Origin of the sequence: Mycobacterium sp. 4D054 (assembly GCF_052245755.1) — a bacterium.
Classification (GTDB): domain Bacteria; phylum Actinomycetota; class Actinomycetes; order Mycobacteriales; family Mycobacteriaceae; genus Mycobacterium.
In genome coordinates, this window is record NZ_JBQQCF010000025.1 from 1 (window position 1) to 16712 (window position 16712).

The 16712-nt window shown below is 67.7% G+C and carries 20 protein-coding genes and 1 pseudogene; 13 read left to right on the forward strand and 8 right to left on the reverse strand.

The genetic code is table 11. From position 1 onward, the window contains the following. Positions 1-271 precede the first annotated feature (271 nt). Genes ACTWP6_RS18135 through ACTWP6_RS18145 form a run of 3 tightly spaced genes read left to right on the forward strand, consistent with a single transcriptional unit; the run spans position 272 to position 1806 of the window. The gene (locus ACTWP6_RS18135; RefSeq protein WP_443188421.1) at positions 272-754 is read left to right on the forward strand and encodes a glycosyltransferase; all 483 of its coding nucleotides are present in this window, start codon (positions 272-274) and stop codon (positions 752-754) included. After that, positions 751-1584 carry a glycosyltransferase family 2 protein gene (locus ACTWP6_RS18140; protein ID WP_443188422.1) on the forward strand — a complete coding sequence of 278 codons (834 nt, stop codon included), beginning with the start codon at positions 751-753 and terminating at the stop codon, positions 1582-1584. The genes ACTWP6_RS18135 and ACTWP6_RS18140 overlap by 4 nt, the downstream gene beginning before the upstream one ends. Positions 1585-1602: 18 nt before the next feature. Beyond that, positions 1603-1806: a zinc ribbon domain-containing protein gene (locus ACTWP6_RS18145; RefSeq protein ID WP_260755977.1), complete on the forward strand. Its 204-nt coding sequence runs from the start codon at positions 1603-1605 to the stop codon at positions 1804-1806. A gap of 3 nt (positions 1807-1809) precedes the next feature. Here ACTWP6_RS18145 and ACTWP6_RS18150 read toward each other — a convergent pair whose 3' ends face one another. Both ACTWP6_RS18150 and ACTWP6_RS18155 read right to left on the reverse strand, forming a co-directional pair. Beyond that, positions 1810-2241, reverse strand: a complete 432-nt coding sequence (locus tag ACTWP6_RS18150) for a hotdog fold domain-containing protein (RefSeq protein ID WP_260755976.1) — start codon at positions 2239-2241, stop codon at positions 1810-1812. After that, positions 2238-2831 (reverse strand): TetR/AcrR family transcriptional regulator, encoded by a 594-nt coding sequence (locus ACTWP6_RS18155; RefSeq protein ID WP_443188468.1) that lies wholly within the window; start codon positions 2829-2831, stop codon positions 2238-2240. Before ACTWP6_RS18155 ends, ACTWP6_RS18150 begins: the two co-directional genes overlap by 4 nt. Before the next feature lie 120 nt (positions 2832-2951). On the opposite strand from ACTWP6_RS18155, the pseudogene ACTWP6_RS18160 reads away from it, so the two are divergent. Both ACTWP6_RS18160 and ACTWP6_RS18165 read left to right on the forward strand, forming a co-directional pair. After that, positions 2952-3587: pseudogene (locus tag ACTWP6_RS18160) on the forward strand (biliverdin-producing heme oxygenase). Positions 3588-3710: 123 nt separating this feature from the next. After that, on the forward strand, positions 3711-4727 hold the full coding sequence (locus tag ACTWP6_RS18165; protein ID WP_443188423.1) for a GlxA family transcriptional regulator: 1017 nt from the start codon (positions 3711-3713) through the stop codon (positions 4725-4727). Positions 4728-4755: 28 nt separating this feature from the next. Here the strand turns inward: ACTWP6_RS18165 and ACTWP6_RS18170 are convergent, their stop codons facing one another. Beyond that, positions 4756-5691, reverse strand: a complete 936-nt coding sequence (locus ACTWP6_RS18170) for a GlxA family transcriptional regulator (protein WP_443188424.1) — start codon at positions 5689-5691, stop codon at positions 4756-4758. Positions 5692-5903: 212 nt separating this feature from the next. Between ACTWP6_RS18170 and ACTWP6_RS18175 the strand changes: the two genes are divergently transcribed. The 5 genes from ACTWP6_RS18175 to ACTWP6_RS18195 are packed head-to-tail and all read left to right on the forward strand — an operon-like array spanning position 5904 to position 8796. Continuing rightward, the gene (locus ACTWP6_RS18175; RefSeq protein ID WP_260755973.1) at positions 5904-6437 is read left to right on the forward strand and encodes a DUF1097 domain-containing protein; all 534 of its coding nucleotides are present in this window, start codon (positions 5904-5906) and stop codon (positions 6435-6437) included. Then, entirely contained in the window at positions 6434-7174 is a 741-nt protein-coding gene (gene nthB, locus ACTWP6_RS18180; protein WP_443188425.1) for a nitrile hydratase subunit beta, read from the forward strand. The genes ACTWP6_RS18175 and nthB overlap by 4 nt, the downstream gene beginning before the upstream one ends. Next, complete coding sequence (gene nthA / locus ACTWP6_RS18185) at positions 7171-7791, forward strand: nitrile hydratase subunit alpha (protein WP_443188426.1); 621 nt, start codon at positions 7171-7173, stop codon at positions 7789-7791. Before nthB ends, nthA begins: the two co-directional genes overlap by 4 nt. Continuing rightward, complete coding sequence (locus ACTWP6_RS18190; protein WP_443188427.1) at positions 7788-8096, forward strand: nitrile hydratase accessory protein; 309 nt, start codon at positions 7788-7790, stop codon at positions 8094-8096. The genes nthA and ACTWP6_RS18190 overlap by 4 nt, the downstream gene beginning before the upstream one ends. 22 nt (positions 8097-8118) lie before the next feature. After that, a complete protein-coding gene (locus ACTWP6_RS18195; protein WP_443188428.1) occupies positions 8119-8796 on the forward strand; it encodes an energy-coupling factor ABC transporter permease in 678 nt (225 codons plus the stop codon). Between the two features lies 1 nt (position 8797). Here the strand turns inward: ACTWP6_RS18195 and ACTWP6_RS18200 are convergent, their stop codons facing one another. Beyond that, positions 8798-10267 carry an amidase gene (locus tag ACTWP6_RS18200; RefSeq protein WP_443188429.1) on the reverse strand — a complete coding sequence of 490 codons (1470 nt, stop codon included), beginning with the start codon at positions 10265-10267 and terminating at the stop codon, positions 8798-8800. A 247-nt stretch (positions 10268-10514) separates the two neighbouring features. Between ACTWP6_RS18200 and ACTWP6_RS18205 the strand changes: the two genes are divergently transcribed. Beyond that, the gene (locus tag ACTWP6_RS18205) at positions 10515-11870 is read left to right on the forward strand and encodes a hypothetical protein (protein ID WP_443188430.1); all 1356 of its coding nucleotides are present in this window, start codon (positions 10515-10517) and stop codon (positions 11868-11870) included. A 56-nt stretch (positions 11871-11926) separates the two neighbouring features. Here ACTWP6_RS18205 and ACTWP6_RS18210 read toward each other — a convergent pair whose 3' ends face one another. Next, positions 11927-12055: a hypothetical protein gene (locus ACTWP6_RS18210; RefSeq protein WP_443188431.1), complete on the reverse strand. Its 129-nt coding sequence runs from the start codon at positions 12053-12055 to the stop codon at positions 11927-11929. A 105-nt stretch (positions 12056-12160) separates the two neighbouring features. Here ACTWP6_RS18210 and ACTWP6_RS18215 point away from each other — a divergent pair, with 105 nt between their 5' ends. Next, complete coding sequence (locus ACTWP6_RS18215) at positions 12161-12409, forward strand: hypothetical protein (RefSeq protein WP_260755965.1); 249 nt, start codon at positions 12161-12163, stop codon at positions 12407-12409. Here ACTWP6_RS18215 and ACTWP6_RS18220 read toward each other — a convergent pair whose 3' ends face one another. Next, complete coding sequence (locus ACTWP6_RS18220) at positions 12410-12880, reverse strand: hypothetical protein (protein WP_260755963.1); 471 nt, start codon at positions 12878-12880, stop codon at positions 12410-12412. It abuts the gene before it with no gap. Between the two features lie 157 nt (positions 12881-13037). Here ACTWP6_RS18220 and ACTWP6_RS18225 point away from each other — a divergent pair, with 157 nt between their 5' ends. Continuing rightward, positions 13038-13868 (forward strand): LLM class F420-dependent oxidoreductase, encoded by an 831-nt coding sequence (locus ACTWP6_RS18225; RefSeq protein ID WP_260757866.1) that lies wholly within the window; start codon positions 13038-13040, stop codon positions 13866-13868. Positions 13869-13875: 7 nt separating this feature from the next. Here the strand turns inward: ACTWP6_RS18225 and ACTWP6_RS18230 are convergent, their stop codons facing one another. Together ACTWP6_RS18230 and ACTWP6_RS18235 are read right to left on the reverse strand one after the other, a co-directional pair. Continuing rightward, a complete protein-coding gene (locus ACTWP6_RS18230; RefSeq protein ID WP_260755962.1) occupies positions 13876-14019 on the reverse strand; it encodes a hypothetical protein in 144 nt (47 codons plus the stop codon). A 135-nt stretch (positions 14020-14154) separates the two neighbouring features. Next, entirely contained in the window at positions 14155-16674 is a 2520-nt protein-coding gene (locus ACTWP6_RS18235; protein ID WP_443188432.1) for a DEAD/DEAH box helicase, read from the reverse strand. Between the last annotated feature and the right edge of the window lie 38 nt (positions 16675-16712).

The window sequence follows — 16712 nt, forward strand, 5'->3', positions numbered from 1 at the left end:
TCCCGGCGCTACCTCGGCCTCGACGTCCTCAGCAAATCACGCGCCGTCAACGACACCCCGACCGAACAGGAGGCCACCCCCGCGGCACTGACCGCCTGAACCATTAACTCGAAGAATCACACGACAGCGTCGTACACCACGCCCATGGACTTGACCGGCCGACCACATCCTGGCCGCCTGGCCCGCCGGTCTGAACACCCCGCACTGGCTGAAACCGCACGAGCACAAGACCAGTTACGTCGGTGGCGTCAGCCGCTTCGAGAACCGACCGATGCCGACACGGTCCAGTGACCGGCGCGACCTGCACGTGCTGCTGCTCGGCGGCGCTGCCGACGGGTTCGGCGCCGCCCGGGCGTGCGTGCAGGACGTCACCTGTACCGCCCTCGGTGGCGCGTCCGGAATCTGGACCGACGACCCGTGGCCTTACCTGTGCGACGCCGACGTCGTGGTCAGTCACGCCGGCCAGAACAGTGTCGCCGACATCGCGGCGGCCCGCCGACCTGCGGTCGTCATCCCGCAGCCTCGGCCCTTCGACGAGCAGCACATGACCGCGTCGGTGCTGAGCCGATACGGTCTGGCTGTCACCGCACCGCGGTGGCCATCCGATGACGACTGGCCCGCCGTGCTGCAACGGGCACTCACCACCGACCCGCAGCGGTGGAGGCAATGGCAGGTGCACGGAGCGGCAGCGCGGGCCGCCGCGGCGATCGAGTCGACCGCGGTCCGGTGCCGTGGAAAGGCGGCCCGGCGATGAAGACAGCGGTGATCACGATCGTGCACGGACGGCACCGGCACCTACGCGCCCAGATACGGGGTCTGCAGCGCAGCACCGAGCCCGTCGACGACCACGTCGTGGTGGCGCTCGGTGACCCCGACGTGGTCGCGGTCGCGGAGTCTGAACGGCACACCGGCTACGTCGTCTCATGCCCGGCGGCGGCACCGCTGCCGCTGGCGAGGGCGCGGAACGCCGGCGCCCGAAGCGCCCTCGACCGAGGAGCCGAACTGTTGATCTTCCTCGACGTCGACTGCATCCCGTCGGCCGTGCTGACCGGCCGTTACCGGGCAGCGGCTCGGCGGGCCGAGCACAGGGACGCGCTGCTGTGCGGTCCGGTCACCTACCTGCCCCCGGCCGGACCCGCCGGGTATGACCTGGCGACACTGGACGACCACCGGCGACCGCACGCCGCCCGACCGTCACCTCCCGACGGAACTGTGCTTCCGACAACGGATTACGCGTTGTTCTGGTCGCTGTCGTTCGCCGTACGCGCAGGGACCTGGGATCGGATCGGCGGCTTCTGCGAGGAGTACGTGGGCTACGGCGGTGAGGACACCGACTTCGGGCAGTGCGCCGCAGCCAGGGGTGTGCCGATGTGCTGGGTGGGCGGGGCGCACGCTTTCCACCAGCACCACCCGGTCGAGAACCCGCCGGTGCGGCACCTCGACGACATCGTGCGCAACGCACACATCCATCACCGCCGGTGGGGTACCTGGCCGATGGGCGGATGGCTGGATGCCTTCGCCGAACAGGGACTGATCAGCCGGGATCCTGGCGGTGCGCCGCATAGGACGGTGATCAGCGTATGAGTTCAGGAGGCTAACGGCATGTTGCTCTTCTTCGGGTACGGCACCAAACAGGCCTACCTCGGCGCCGGACAGGTGCGGACCTGTCCGCGCTGTCACAACACCAGCCAGTGGAACCGCATGCGGGAGTTCAAACAACTCACGCTGTTCTTCATCCCGGTGGCGCGATGGAAGCGGCGCGTGTTCGAGGTCTGCGGTATCTGCGGCACCGCGGTGGCGGCCTGAGGGCTAGCTGCGACGCGGAGAGATCCGCATTGTGATCCGGGCGGCGACACACACCGTGCCGGCCGCATCGGTGATATCCACTGGAACGACGAGTTTGGTTGCCTCGGAGCCGAACTCAGGAATCGATTCCAGATGCGCGATGGCGGTGACGTCGGTCGGCGGGATGGTGGCGTCGGTCATCAACGCGCCCGCGAGCTCGGCCATGTTGCACGACGCGATGGCGTGGAAGGTGCCGAGGTGGTTGTGCGCGCCGCGGCGGTTACGTGCGGTCGCGCGGCAGTAGCCCACCCGGAGTTCCTCGACGGCGGGATGCACGGAGCGGAAGTAGGGGGCCTTCAGGCATACCGCCTGACTGAACATCCACGTGCCGAACGGAATCTTCTGCAGCGTGTTCCAGATTCGGAGATTGGTGCGCAGCGCGGGACCTGTCCTCATGTCGGTTCCTTCCTGGACTTGGGTGCCGGGGGTGTGAGTGCGAGGACTGCGCGGACCGCGGCGGTGAGCCGGTCGCGTGTCCCGGGGTCCGGCGGATGCTGCGCGCGCAGCAGCAACGCGGTCGGCAGATCGACCACGCAGGCCCGGATCGCCGCGATTGCGTGCCGGTCACGGCGGCCCCACATGCTCTCGGCGAGCTCTACGATGAGCGCCCCCAGGTCGCCGTCGAGAGCGCGGAGATCGGCCGCGAGTTCGGCAGCAACGTCGCGGGCGCCGAGCAGCTCATGGCGGGGCAGAGCGAGCAGGTACAGCGCCGAGGACGGGTGGCTTTCCAAGAATGTGGCCGGACATTCGGCGGCGGCGACCACCGCGGCCTGCACATCACCGTCGGCGAGCGCCCCCGCGACAGCCCTCCGCTGCTCCTGCAGGTACCGCCGAGCCGCACGTAACCAGACGTGACCCAAAAGACCGCCGCGGGATCCGAATGCGTGATAGATCGCACCGTTCGAAATCGAGGTGCGCTGCGACAACGCCCTGATCGTCACCGCGCGCGGCCCCGCGTCGGCGGCCAGCTGCTCAGCCGTGTCCATCAGGTGGTCCAGGTCGATGACGCGGGGTCTGGGCACCCGAACACCATAACAGAGCGCGTGCTCTGTTTTGGTCCGCCGTTAGGCTGAGACGAAAGCCACCCGATCCTCTGGAGACCCTGCATGCGGCCGAGCACCGCCGAGACCTTGCGGCCGCTGTCGACGGCGATCAGAGAAGGTTCGGCGGCCGAGCACGACGCCGCCGAGCGGTCGCCATTTCTGAGCGCGCTGCTGTCCGGAGGGATCGGCCGGCAGGCTTATGCGCAGTACTTGGTGCGGTTGCGCGGGATCTACGACGCACTGGAGAACGCTGTGCGGGCACATCGCGACGACCCGTTGGTCGCGGCGGTGTACGACCCCGCGCTGGAACGGGTGGCGGCCCTGGACGCCGATCTGGACCACTGGGCGCCGGGCGCCGATCGAACCGTGGATTCAGCTGCGGTGCAACGCTATCGGGAGAGGATCAGCGGCTAGTCCTGGGGTGGCGCGCTGGTGGCCCACCATTACACCCGCTATCTGGGCGATCTGTCCGGTGGGCAGGCGATGGCCCGAATCCTCGACCGCGAGTTCGGTCTCGACGGAAATGGGCTGGCGTTTTACCGCTTCGGTTTCCGGGTCAAGCCGTACAAGGATCACTACCGGGAGCGCCTGGACGGCCTCGGTCTGGACGCCGCTGACATCGGACGAGTGGTGGCCGAGGTCAAGACCGCGTTCGCGCTGAATCAGGCGGTGTTCGACGAGCTGGCCTCCGCGCGGTAGCGGTGCTCAAGCGAGGACAGCATGCCCGCGATCATCGACTGAGACGGCGCCGCAACCCGGTGGTAACAGAAGCCCGTTACAGTGGCGTCACGCACAGCGGGGTCAGGGAAGGGCGACTGCGTGGTGGCAGACGGTTCCCGAACAGTGGTGTTCGCGCTCTACGACAAGGTGACGCTGCAGGACGTCGCGGCACCTCTGGAGATCTTCGCCAGGGCCAACGATTTCGGCGCCCGGTACCGGGTGCTGCTGGTGTCGCCGACCGGGGGCGCCGTCGGCACGACGGCCTATGCGCAGCTGAACACCGATGTGCCCCTGGCCCTCGCGCCCGAATCGATCGACACCTTGCTCGTTCCCGGAGGCGTGCCCGCCGGTTTCTCCTTCACCCCCGGCCTGCACGACATCCCGGAAGAACCGACACCGGATTCGGTTCCGGACGCATTGATGATGGTTCGCGAACTCGCGCCCCGGTCGCGTCGCATCGCATCGGTGTGTACCGGGGCCTTCGTGCTGGCCGCTCTGGGGTTGCTCGACAACCGCCGGGCGACCACGCACTGGGCGCACTGCCAGACGCTGGCCCGCACGTACCCGAAAGTGATGGTCGACCCGGATTCCCTGTTCGTCCAGGACGGACCGTTCATCACCGGTGCCGGGATCACCGCCGGCATCGATCTCGCGCTCGCCCTCGTGGAGAGTGACTTCGGTCCGACGGTCGCGCGACGCGTCGCACGCTGGATGGTGGTCTTCCTGCAACGGCCGGGTGGGCAGGCGCAGTTCAGCGTCTGGGCGGAATCGGCGCTGCCGGTGACGGGGGGTCTGCGAGGTGTCGTGGACTCGGTGATCGCCGACCCCGGCGCCGATCACTCGATCGCCGCCATGGCCGCCCGCGCCGCGGTAAGCGAGCGCCATCTGGTGCGGATGTTCCGCGAACAGGTCGGGATGACACCGGCGAGGTTCGTCGAGCAGGCACGGCTGGAGGCCGCAAAGGTACTTCTGGCCACCAGCGACAAAGGACAGGAAGCGGTGGCACGGCGCGCCGGGTTCGGGACCCCGGACACGATGCGGCGCACGTTTCGCCGAAATCTGGGAATCTCGCCGAGCACGTACCGAAATCGGTTCCGCACCACAGGTATCGACGGTTAGGGCCGGAAGCCGGTGTGCCGCGACGGACTCACGCCGGTGTCCGGCGCGCGACCAGGTGATCGCGGACGCGGGCCCCGGAGCGTAATCCACTACGCCGGGCCGCGGCATGAAACGACTCGCCCGCGAGCACCAGCCCGACCGCGTTCTCCAATCGAATGCCGTCCACGTACTCCCGCAGCGTCACGCCGACCTGGGCTTTGAAGAGCCGGGCGAGGTGACGCGGGCTCAGACCGAGTTGCGCTGCCACGACGTCGAGTTCGTAGTGCCCGGCGGGATCGACGACGATCGTGGCCATCAGCCGATCAAGTCCGGGGTGCTTCGGCCGCGCGGTGCGCGCGGCAGCCGAGATCTGCGGATGGCCCTCCAACCGCCTGCCCAGCAGCACCATCTCTTTGCAGATGTCTTGCGCCACAGCGTTGCCGAAGTCGTCGGCGACCAGTGCCAGCGCCAGGTCGATCCCGGCGGTGCCGCCGGCGGACGTCCAGACGTTGCCGTCACGGGTGTACACCGAGTCCCGTTCGATCGCCGTCGACGGATGCCGGGCGGCGAACACTTCCAGATGCCGCCAGTGAGTGGTCGCGCGGCGACCGTCGAGCACTCCCGCCGCCCCCAGCGCGAACGACCCCGCGCAGATCGATGCGATCCGCCGCGCCGCCGGCGCGAGCGAGCGGACGGCTTGATCCAAGTGTGCGGGCACACCGCCCGTGACCAGGCAGTCCCCGCCCGGAACCAGCACCGTGTCGACGTCGGGTGGCAGCGGCGACGTCGCCGCGTGAATCGACAGTCCCGAGCCGCACCGGATGGCGGCGGTGCCCGAGGTCGAGTACAGCCTGACCGAGTAACGGCAGCCCAGCACCTGGGCGACGTCGAAGACTTCCAGCGGCCCGGTCAGGTCGAGTGTGCGGACACCGTCGAAGACCAGAACGGCGATATGCCGTGACCGGGTGTCGGCGGGGATGTTCATCGCGTCAGCGTCGCCGGTACGGGGACCACACGTGGTGCGATGTCCGGATTTGTCCACCTTGTGTCCGGGTCGGTCGGTCGGCTGTTGCCCGTGTCCTGTTCCGCACAAACCACGTCCATGTCGGACACCGGTGGAAATGGTGACTTTACGTCGCCGAAACACGGTCCGCTCAACGTTATTCGGGTCCGGTCGATCAAGCGAGGTGGAACTCTATGGATTCACGGTCTGCGCTGACGCTGAGCATCGGGGTGCTCGGCGGGCTGGCGGTGGCGTTCACCGCGATGGTGGTCACCGTCCCCATCTGGGTGGTGTTCCTGGCATGGGCGTCGTTCTTCTTCGTCGGCGGCGGGCCGGCGGGTTGGGTGCGGTCGGTGGCGAGCAACCTCGTCGGTGTCGCCATCGCCTGCGGGAGCCTCTTTGCCGCCCATCTTCTCGGCGGAAGTCTGGCGGTCACCGCGATCGCCGTCGGGGTGGGCAGTGCGCTGATGGTGCAGGCGTCCTGGGTGGGGCTGTTGTCCACCACACCCGCCGTGGTGGTGGGGTTCGCCTCCACGGTGTCGACCGTGGCGGGGACCGGGCAGTTGGTCACCGCCACGAGCATCTCGCATCCCGGCCTGGTGGCCGCATCTGCCTGCGTGCTGGGGGCGACCTTCGGAATCGTCTCCGAATACCTCGCCGCGGTGATGACAAGAACGGCGCCGACGGCTGCGGCCGGGCGCCCCGACACGGAAGGTGCGACGGCGTGAAACTGCAGCATCATCTGGGTGGCCTCGAAGGGCTGCCCCAACCGCTGAATCTGGAGAAGCGGGTTTTCGTCGAGGACTGGGAGAAGCGGATCTTCGGGATCCACGTCGCGATGATGGGTTTGAGCAATCATCTCGGGTCGGCACTACCGGAGTATCCGATCGCCGACGTGCCGACCGCGTTCCGCGACGAGTGGACGTGGGCCGACCTGCGGACCGGTGCGGAAGCGATGAATCCGTTCGACTACTTCAAGTTCCGCTACTACGAGAAGTGGCTCGGCGGCATCACGCAGTTCTTCATCGACAAGGGTTACGTGACCGAGGACGAGCTCCTCGAGTCCCTCGGCGCAGCCGGCACTCAGGCCGAAGACCCGTCGGGGCAGGCGATCGACGACCAGGTGATCGACTACCTGCGTCGCGGCGACAGCCCGCGCCGCGACGTGGCGCACCCGCGGTTCGGCGTCGGTCAGCAGGTGCGCATCACCGACGTTCCTGCGGGGGCGCACACCCGGCTGCCAGGCTATCTGCGGTCCCGCACCGGCACTGTGCGGCGAATCTTCGAGGGCGACTACGGCTACTTCGTCCACACCGGGGACGGTATCGGTGATCCGATGCCGATCTACATCGTCGAGTTCACCCCCGACGAGTTGTGGGGTCCGCGTGCCGAGCCGGGCGCCAACACCCTGTACGCCGAACTTTTCGAGGCATACCTGCAACCTGTCGAGGAGGATTCTCAATGACCGACCAGTTCGCCTACCCGGCCGACCGGGAGAAGTCCAGCGCCGACCGCGTCGCGGCGCTGGAGCGACTGCTGATCGAGAAGGGTGTCATCACCAGCCAGACCGTCGAGAAGGTGTTGTCCTACTTCGAATCCGAGATGACACCGCTGAACGGAAAGAGGATCGTCGTGAAGGCGTGGACGGATCCCGATTTCGCCGCGCGGGTGGTGGTCGACACCCCGGCCGCACTGGCCGAACTCGATCTGCCCGAGGGGATGGCCGGCGCCGAAGGCGAACACCTGCAGGCCGTGGCGAACGGGCCGGGCGTGCACAACCTGGTGATCTGCACGCTGTGCTCGTGCTTCCCGTGGCCGGTGCTGGGGCTGCCGCCCTACTGGTACAAGGATCCGGTGTTCCGTGCCCGTGCCGCCCGCGAACCGCGCACGGTGCTCGCCGAGGTCGGGGTGGCGCTGCCGGACGAGACCGAGATCAAGGTGTGGGACTCCAGCGGTCATTCGCGCTGGTTCGTCATCCCCGAAAGGCCGTCGGGCACTGACGATCTGACGGACGACGAACTGATGGAGCTGGTCACCACCGAATCGATGATGGGCGTGGCGCTCGCGGGGCAGCGAGTATGAAACTGCACAGCACCTGCACCACCGATCAGGCCGCCCCGTCCTTCGACCACGACTGGCAGCGCCGAGCCTTCGGGCTGGCCCTGGCGCTTTCGGAGTTCGGGCACTACCCGTGGAGTGACTTCCAGCAGAGCCTGATCGACACGATCGGTGCGTGGGAGGCGTCCGCGGAGACCGACCGCGGCGAATGGCAGTACTACGACCACTGGGTCACCGCGCTGGAAGACGTTGTGCGACAGCGAGAGCTGCTCACCAAACCCCTTGCTACCGACGACGGCGACCACGCGGTCTCCGACGACCACCATTGAACTCCCCACGAAAGGCACAGCGATGCACATCGAGCCAGGAATCGTCGAAGGCGCGAAGATCGTCCTCAGCTACGCCACAGCGGCCGGCGTCGGCGCCTATGCGCTGACCGCGATGGGCAAGCACGTCAAAGACCGCGGCGCAGGGTCTTTGATGCTGGGCTCAGCGGCGACCACCGCGCTGACCCTCGTGTTCTTCCAGGTTCTCCCGCACTACCCGGTGGGGGTGTCCGAGGTGCACCTGATCCTGGGTTCCACGCTTTTCCTGCTGTTCGGCGCGGCGCCGGCGGCGTTCGGGCTCTCGCTCGGCCTCCTCATACAGGGCATGGCCTTCGCCCCGTTCGACCTTCCGCAATACGGCATGAACCTCACCACGCTGTTGGTTCCGCTGTTCGCGCTCCAGTACGTGGCGGGCAGGACGATCGCACCCGACACCCGCTACGTCGACCTCAAATACCGCCAAGCCCTCGCGCTTTCGGCGACCTACCAGGCCGGCATCGTGTCCTGGGTGGCGTTCTGGGCGCTCTACGGGGAGGGCTTCACGGCCGAAGCGGTCAGCAGTGTGGCGATCTTCGGGGCCGCCTACCTGCTGGTGATCATCGTCGAACCACTCGCCGACCTCGGTGTGCTGGCCGGCGCGAAGTCCCTGGAGCGGCTCAAGAACGGTGCATGGCTGGAGCCGCGGCTGTTCAACCCGGCGTGATTCACACCGGTGGCACCCGGTCGATCCACGGCGTCGCCCGCTCCAGCTGGGCCGCCAGCCGGATCAGCAGTGACTCACCGTCAAGCGGTGCGACGAACTGCACACCCAACGGCAGGCCGTCTGCGGTCCAGTGCAACGGCAGCGAAATCGCCGGGCGGCCGGTGATATTCGCCAACTGGGTGTACGGCACCCAGCCAAGGTTCTTGTCGACGATGTCGTCGACGAGATTGGTGAAGCGCAGCAGGCTCGCGGTGCGCGTTTTGAGCAACACGTCCGAGGCTTTCTGCAACACCACCGGCAGGTCGAACTCACCGATGGTCGGCGGGGGAGTGGCCAGCGTCGGAGTCAGCAGCAGGTCGTACGACTCGAAGTAGGCGGTCAGACGCCGGGTGTGCTCGTGGCGGCGCTGCACCGCGTCGACGTAGTCGACGCTGCTGGTGGCGCGACCGATCGCGGCCAGGATCAGGGTGTCCCGCTCGAAAGCGTCGTCTCCGGCGCCGGTGAGCCGCTTCGCATCCTCCAATTCCCAAGCGGTGTAGACGAACCAGGTCAGGAGAAAATCGCGGGCCAGTGCTGCGTCGTCGAACGGGGCCTGCGGTAGCTCCTCGACGTGGTGCCCGAGTTCGGTCAACGTGCGCACGGTCGCCTCAACCGCGGCGAACGCCTCACGGTGCGGTGAAGGCGTGATCGCCGTCGGGACCCGTACCCCGATGCGCAGCCGGCCGGGATCTTGTCCGACGCAGGAAGCGAAGGGCGCGTTCGGGATTGCGGGTGCGAACGGGCCCCAGGGTTCGCCGCCGCTGATGACATCGAGCATCGCGGCGGTGTCGCGGACGGTGCGCGACACGACCCCCTGCACCGCCGATCCGTGCATCGACTCGCCGGTCTCCGGTCCCATCGGCGTCAGCCCGCGACTCGGCTTCAAGCCGACCAATCCGCAGCAGGCCGCCGGGATACGGATCGATCCGCCACCGTCGTTCGCGCCCGCGCACGGCACGATCCCCGCAGCGACGGCGGCAGCGGAACCGCCCGAGGACCCGCCCGGGGTGCGGCTGCGGTCCCATGGATTGCGCGCCGGACCCCATGCGACGGGTTCGGTGATTCCCTTGGCGCCGAATTCCGGGGTGTTGGTTTTACCGAAGATGACCAGGCCGGCGTCGATCCAGCGCTGCACGATCGTCGCGTGCTCGCGCGCCGGCGTCGACATCAGCGCGCGGGACCCGCGTGAACTGGGCACGCCTGCGTAGTCCTGCGCAAGGTCCTTGATCAGGAACGGCACCCCGGCGAACGGGCCGGGGGCCGCGGTCGCGGGGTCGGCGGTCACGTCGCGCACGATCGCGTTGATCCGCGGGTTCACCTCGGCAGCGCGGGCGCGCGCGACGGCCATCAACTCGGCGGCGCTCACCTGTCTGTCGGCCACCAGCTGAGCCAGGCCGGTCGCGTCCTGGGCGCGGTACTCATCAAAATCCACGACTCGACCGTAGCGTCCCCGGCTTTGCTGACGCCCGCGCTGCAGCTTTTTGACAGCCGCGCAAAATCCGCGGGGAAGCCACTCGCATGGTTGAGCATTGAGTTTGCTGAGCGTTTGGCTGGGTCAGCAAATCCAGTTATCGAGAGAAGCTAACTGAGGTTAGCCAACCCTATTGCTTCTTAGGGAACCCTCAGCTAAGTTTCGAGCGCGCCCAAGGGGGGCGATGATCAGTTCAAAAGGAGTATCCGTGCAACAAGCACTTCCGGGCGGGTTCGGCGTCGGGGCCCAGGCGAGGGCCGCCAAGTCGGCTTCGCGAGTAAACAAGTTCGTGGTGAGTGGCGCCGCGGTGGTTGCTGCCGGCGCCATTGCGGTGAACCCCGTGGCGCCGCTGCCGTCGGCGCCGGAGATCCGGCAGGCCGCCGTTGCGCTGACCGCCAATCCGGTGCTGGAGAACCCGCTGCTGGTCTGGCAGAACACCATCACCACCACGTTCACGCAGATGGGCGCCATCGGTTCGTCGCTGTGGAACACCCCGTTCCCGATCCTGAACCAGATCGGCGAGAACCAGCTCGGCCACCTCAAGACGATCTGGGGTATGACGGCCGAGCAGGCCGGCACCCGCCGCGGCACCGGTCTCGTCGGTACCGCCGAGGGTGTGCAGCGTTCACTGACCAACCTGCCGGTCCGGCTGCAGGCCGCGGCCGAGTTCCTCGGCCAGGGGCAGTTCACCGAGGCGCTGGTCGAGCTCAACACGTGGGGCCTGGTTCTGTTGGAGAACGTGGCGTTCCCGCTGACGTCGATCCTGACCATCCCGAAGGCGATGTTCGACGCGGTCGGCCGCGTGTACGACTCGCTGATCACCCGCGGCAACATCGTCACGATCTCCAAGGGCCTGATGTCCCCGCCGATCACCGCGTTCTTCGCCGCGATGAACGTCGCCGACACCGTGTTCGCGTCGATCAAGGAGGGCAACCTCAAGGATGCTTTCACCGCGCTGGTCAACGCCCCCGGTCTGATCACCGGCGCATTCCTCAACGGCTACAAGCCCTACTTCGGCCACGACGAGAACGGCGACCCGATCTACAGCCCGGAGAACTTCCCCGGTCTGTTCTCGGCCGGCGGCACCCTCGACGCACTGTTCGTCAAGCTGCCCCAGACGATCGCGGCGGCGCTGAAGAAGCCGGAACCGGTGCCCGCGGCGGCTTCTGCGCCGGTCCCGACGCCGGCCCAGGCCGCGACGTTCACGTTCGATGTCGACGGCACCGAGGTCAACCTGGTCTCGACCGGCGACGAGGACGGGACCGGCACCGAGGCCGAACCTGCCACGGAAACCGTGGACACCGCGGTCGGGGACGAGGTTCCCGCCACCGAACCCGAGGTGACCCCGGAGGCCGGGGAGCCCACCGAGGTGGTCGAGGACGAGGACGCCGAGGTGGTCGAGGACGACGATACGACGGGGGTCGAGGACGCCGGCCAGGCCGCCACCGATTCCGAGGCCGGCGGGGACGATGACGTCACCGGCGGCGAGGTCGAGGGTGCGGAGGTCGAGGGTGCGGAGTCCGCAGGCGATGCGGAGGCCGAGTCGGGCTCCGGCGACGAGTGAGGTCCTGACACGATCCGGCCCCCTGCCTCGGGCAGGGGGCCGGTTCCGTCTACTCGTCAGCCCTCCGAGGGCTTGTCGACCTCGTCCTCGGGAAGGGGCAGGGCCTCGGCACCCGGAGTCGCAGGCGCCAGTACCTCGGGTTCCTTGGCCGACTCGGACGTTACGTTTTCTTCCGAAGATGTCATGCCGAGCCACATACCCCACGGTTGCCGCCGCTAATCCGGCTCGAGAACCTGCGGCGCCGTCGCCTGTACCCGGATCTGCAGCACGAGTATGCGAGGGTATATCGGATGGCGCGCCACGTTGCGCGAAAACCGTCGGCACCGACGGCCGCCGCCGACGCGGGGGCGCTCTACGAACACCTCGGCAAATGTGACGACATTGTCAGGGCGCTGAAGGCCTGGGAACCGGCGCAAGTGGAACTTGGCAACGCCGTCGTCGACCGCGCCGCGGCGCTGGGTAACCGGTCCCAGTTCGCGAATACCTGGACACCGGGCGATCCGGAGTTGCTGCCCGGCCTGTACGGTCCCGGCCGGTGATCAGCCGAGGCGGACCGATGTGCGGGGACGCGAGCAGCTCACGAACGCCGGCTGCGCAGCCTCGGCGGCACGGCGCTGTCGGCGCTCATCACGCACGATCCGGCGCTGCAGCAACCGTTCGTCGCGCGCGGAGATCGACCGATTGAGCTCGGCGAGGGCATCAAGCTGTTGCCAGCTGAGGCCGTCGAGGTCTCCCTCGGCGTCATGCGTGGCCACGACCACGCTGCCGCGCAACAGCGGGACGGTCTTGGCGGTGAAATCGGTGGTCGCCATCAGCAGTTCGGTGGCGATCTGGTTGGCGCGGCGTTGGCAGCCGCGGGCGGCCGGGCTGAACCAGAAGTCGAACTGGTTGTCGGCGCTGGTCAAGCAGTGCAGACCCTGATCCTGGATGAGCTTGTCGATGTCGGCTTTCGTGTAGGCGCGGGTTTCATACACGGCGCCGCTGGCGCTGAAGTACAGGACGGTATTCATGTCGATGATCCATTCGTTTCTTTCTCTGATGTTGTGAAGAGCGCTGACGTCACAGCGCTGTGACTGATGTTACCCATGTGACCAATGAGGCAAACTTCGATATCAATCCGGCCACGACATGTTTGGCCGACAGGCATAGCCTCGAGGGATGGCTGCGCTGCGATTCGGTATCTCGACGTTCGTCAACGACGACACCATCGACGCGGTGTCCCTTGCCCGCGCGGTGGAGGACCGAGGCTTCACGTCACTGGCGGTCGCCGAGCACACCCACATTCCGGCCAGCCGGGAGTCGCCGTACCCGGGGGGCGGCGAGCTGCCGGCGGTGTACTACCGGACCCTGGATCCGTTCGTCACCTTGGCGGCCGCGGCCGCCGTCACCTCCACCATCGAGCTGGTCACCGCGATAGCCCTGCTCATCCAGCGAGACCCGATCACGACGGCCAAGGAAGGGGCCAGTCTTGACGTCCTGTCCCACGGCCGCTTCGTGTTCGGCGTCGGCGCGGGCTGGAACATCGAGGAGCTGCGTCACCACGGCACCGACCCGAAGACGCGAGGCGCGCTGCTGGACGAACGGATTGAGGCCATCAAAGTCTTGTGGACTGCCGACCCTGCCGAATACCACGGCAGGTATGTCAACTTCGACGCGTCCTACATGCGACCCAAGCCGGTGCGCAAGCCGCACCCGCCCATCCTGATCGGCGGCGACTCCGACGCGACCGTCAAACGGATCATCAGACACGAGGCCGGCTGGATCGCCAACCCGCTGCCGGTCGAGCGGCTGAAGAAGCGCATCGACCAGCTTCGCGAAGGTGCCCGGCACGAGGTGCCGTTGTCGACGTTCGGCACCCCGGTCGATCCCGAGTACTGGCGTGCCACAGAGGAACTGGGCTTCAGCGAGCTGCGATTGCTGCTCCCGACCACGTCGCGCGACGAGTCGCTGAGGCTGCTCGACGAGTATGCCGAGCAGGTGGCCCGCTACCGGGGCTGAGGCCCGCTCAGCGCTCGATCGTCTCGTACCGCTGCGCGACCGCGACCAGCTCGTCGCGGACCGCCGAATGCGGCATCGACGCAATCCGTGCGTAGAGGCGCCGCCGATCACGAGCGATCTGGCGGGCGGCACGGTACTGCGCGAGAGACATGGCGGGGGCTCCTGATTCTTGTGATTGGGGGTCCGGGCAACGAGGATCGCCCGTCGGCCGGACATCTCCCATGGTCCGTGTTACGGGCACGTTAATCAAACCGCTGACCTGTGATTTCGGGTACAGAGACGGCCGTCACAGCCGTCCGGCGTCCAGCACCCGAAGCACCACCGCACCCTCGTCGTCGGACGCCTCGAGGTCCACCTCGACCTCGATACCCCAGTCGTGATCCCCGGCCGGATCGTCGAGGATCTGCCGCACCCGCCACACGTCGCGCTGCCGGTCGAAGATGAGCAGCGCCGGCCCGCGCGCGTCGGGGCCGGTTCCGACGTCGTCGTGCTCGTCGAAGTACTCGTCCCCGACGTCCTGCCAGCGCGCCGCGGTCCACCCGGACCCCGCGTCGAGGGCTCCGAGCTCGTCCCAGCGCTCGCGGGCGAACAGCTCGACCCGGCGGAACAGTGCGTTGCGGATCATCGCGGTGAACGCCCGCTCGTTGGCGGTCAGCGGTCGTGGGCGCGCCGGCACCGCCACCGGGGCGTCCATCCTTTGATCCGGCCTCGTGAGCTGTTCCCACTCGTCGAGCAGACTCGAATCGACCTGGCGCACAAGCTCACCGAGCCACTCGACGATATCGGTCAGCTCCTCTGTGCGCGCCGCCGCCGGCACGCCCGACCGCAGGGCCTTGAACGCATCGGACAGATAGCGCAGTACCGCGCCCTCGGAACGGGTCAGCCCGTACACGCTGACGTACTCGCGGAAGGTGAAGGCCCGCTCCCACATCTCCCGCACGACCGACTTCGGCGACAGCTTCCCGTCGGCGGCCCACGGATTGCTCTGCAGGTACACCTCGTACGCGTGCTCCAGCAGCTCGGCCAGCGGCTTGGGGTAGGTGACGTCATCGAGCAGTTCGATCCGCTCGTCGTATTCGATGCCGTCAGCCTTCATCTGCGCGACCGCTACACCTCTGGCCTTGTTCAGCTGCGCGGCCAGGATCTGCCGGGGATCCTCCAGCGTCGCCTCGATCACTGAAACGACGTCCCGGGCATAGCTTTCCGCGTTCGCGTCGAGCAGGCCGATCGCGGCCAGCGCGAATGTCGAGAGCGGCTGATTGAGTGCGAAGTCGGGAGGCAGGTCGACGGTGAGCCGGTATCGCCTCCCGTCGGGTTCCGGTTCGGCGAGCCGCTCCACGACGCCGGCCTGGATCAGCGAGCGCGCGATCCCGACAGCTTCCCGGATCAGGCGCAGCTGCCGGTTGCGCGGTTCGTGGTTGTCGGTGAGCAGCCGGCGCATCGCCTCGAACGGATTGCCGGGGCGGTCCACCACGTCGAGGATCATCGCCGTAGTCACCCGCATGTGGCTGGTCAACGGTTCCGGCGCGGCGTCGACCAGCCGCTTCACCGTCGCCTCGCTCCACGGCACCATGCCCTCGGGTGCCTTGCGACGCACCAGTTTCCGGCGTTTCTTCGGGTCGTCGGCCACTTTGGCGAACTGTTTGAGGTTCTCCACCTCGTGATCGGGCGCTTGCACCACGACGGTGCCCGCGGTGTCGAATCCGGCCCGGCCCGCGCGACCGGCGATCTGGTGGAACTCGCGGGCGTTGAGCAGCCGCGTGCGGGTGCCGTCGTACTTGGACAGTGCCGAGAACACCACCGTGCGGATCGGGACGTTGATCCCGACGCCGAGAGTGTCGGTGCCGCAGATGACCTTGAGCAGTCCGGCCTGCGCCAACTGCTCGACGAGGCGCCGGTACTTGGGCAGCATGCCGGCGTGATGCACCCCGATGCCGTGCCGGACCAGCCGCGACAGCGTGGACCCGAACGCCGAGGAGAAACGGAACGCACCGATCATGTCGGCGATCGCGGCCTTCTCGGCTTTGGTGCTGACGTTCACGCTCATCAACGCCTGCGCCCGTTCCAGCGCCGAGGCCTGGGTGAAGTGCACGACGTAGATCGGGGACTGCTTGGTGTCGACGAGTTCCTGGATCGTCTCGTGCATCGGGGTGGTCGCATAGGAGAAGTACAGCGGGACCGGGCGTTGCGCGTTGGCGACCAGCGCGGTCGTCCGCCCGGTGCGCCGGGTGAGATCCTCCCGCAGGTACGTCACGTCACCGAGCGTCGCCGACATCAGCAGGAACTGCGCGCGCGGCAGCTCCAGCAGCGGCACCTGCCACGCCCAGCCGCGGTCGAGATCGCCGTAGAAATGGAACTCGTCCATCACGCACAACCCGATATCGGCGTCGGGTCCCTCACGTAGCGCGATGTTGGCCAGGATCTCCGCGGTGCACGCGATGATCGGCGCGTCCGCGTTGACCGCGGCGTCGCCGGTCAGCATGCCGACATTGGCCGCCCCGAACACGTCGCACAGCGCGAAGAACTTCTCACTGACCAGCGCCTTGATCGGGGCGGTGTAGTAGCTGCGCCGGCCGGCGCCCAGGGCCGCGTAGATCGCACCCGTCGCGACCAGTGACTTGCCCGACCCGGTCGGGGTGGCCAGGATCACGTTGGCGCCGCTGACCAGCTCGATCAGTGCCTCCTCTTGCGCCGGGTACAGCGCGGTGCCATTGGTCTCGGCCCACGCGGAGAACGTGGTGAACAAGGCGTCGGCGTCGTCGCCGAGGGCACGCAGGGCGGACAGGTCTTCGATCAGCGCGGACATCGGGGTCCAGCCTGCCAGGTTTGCCGAAGGCCGCCGCC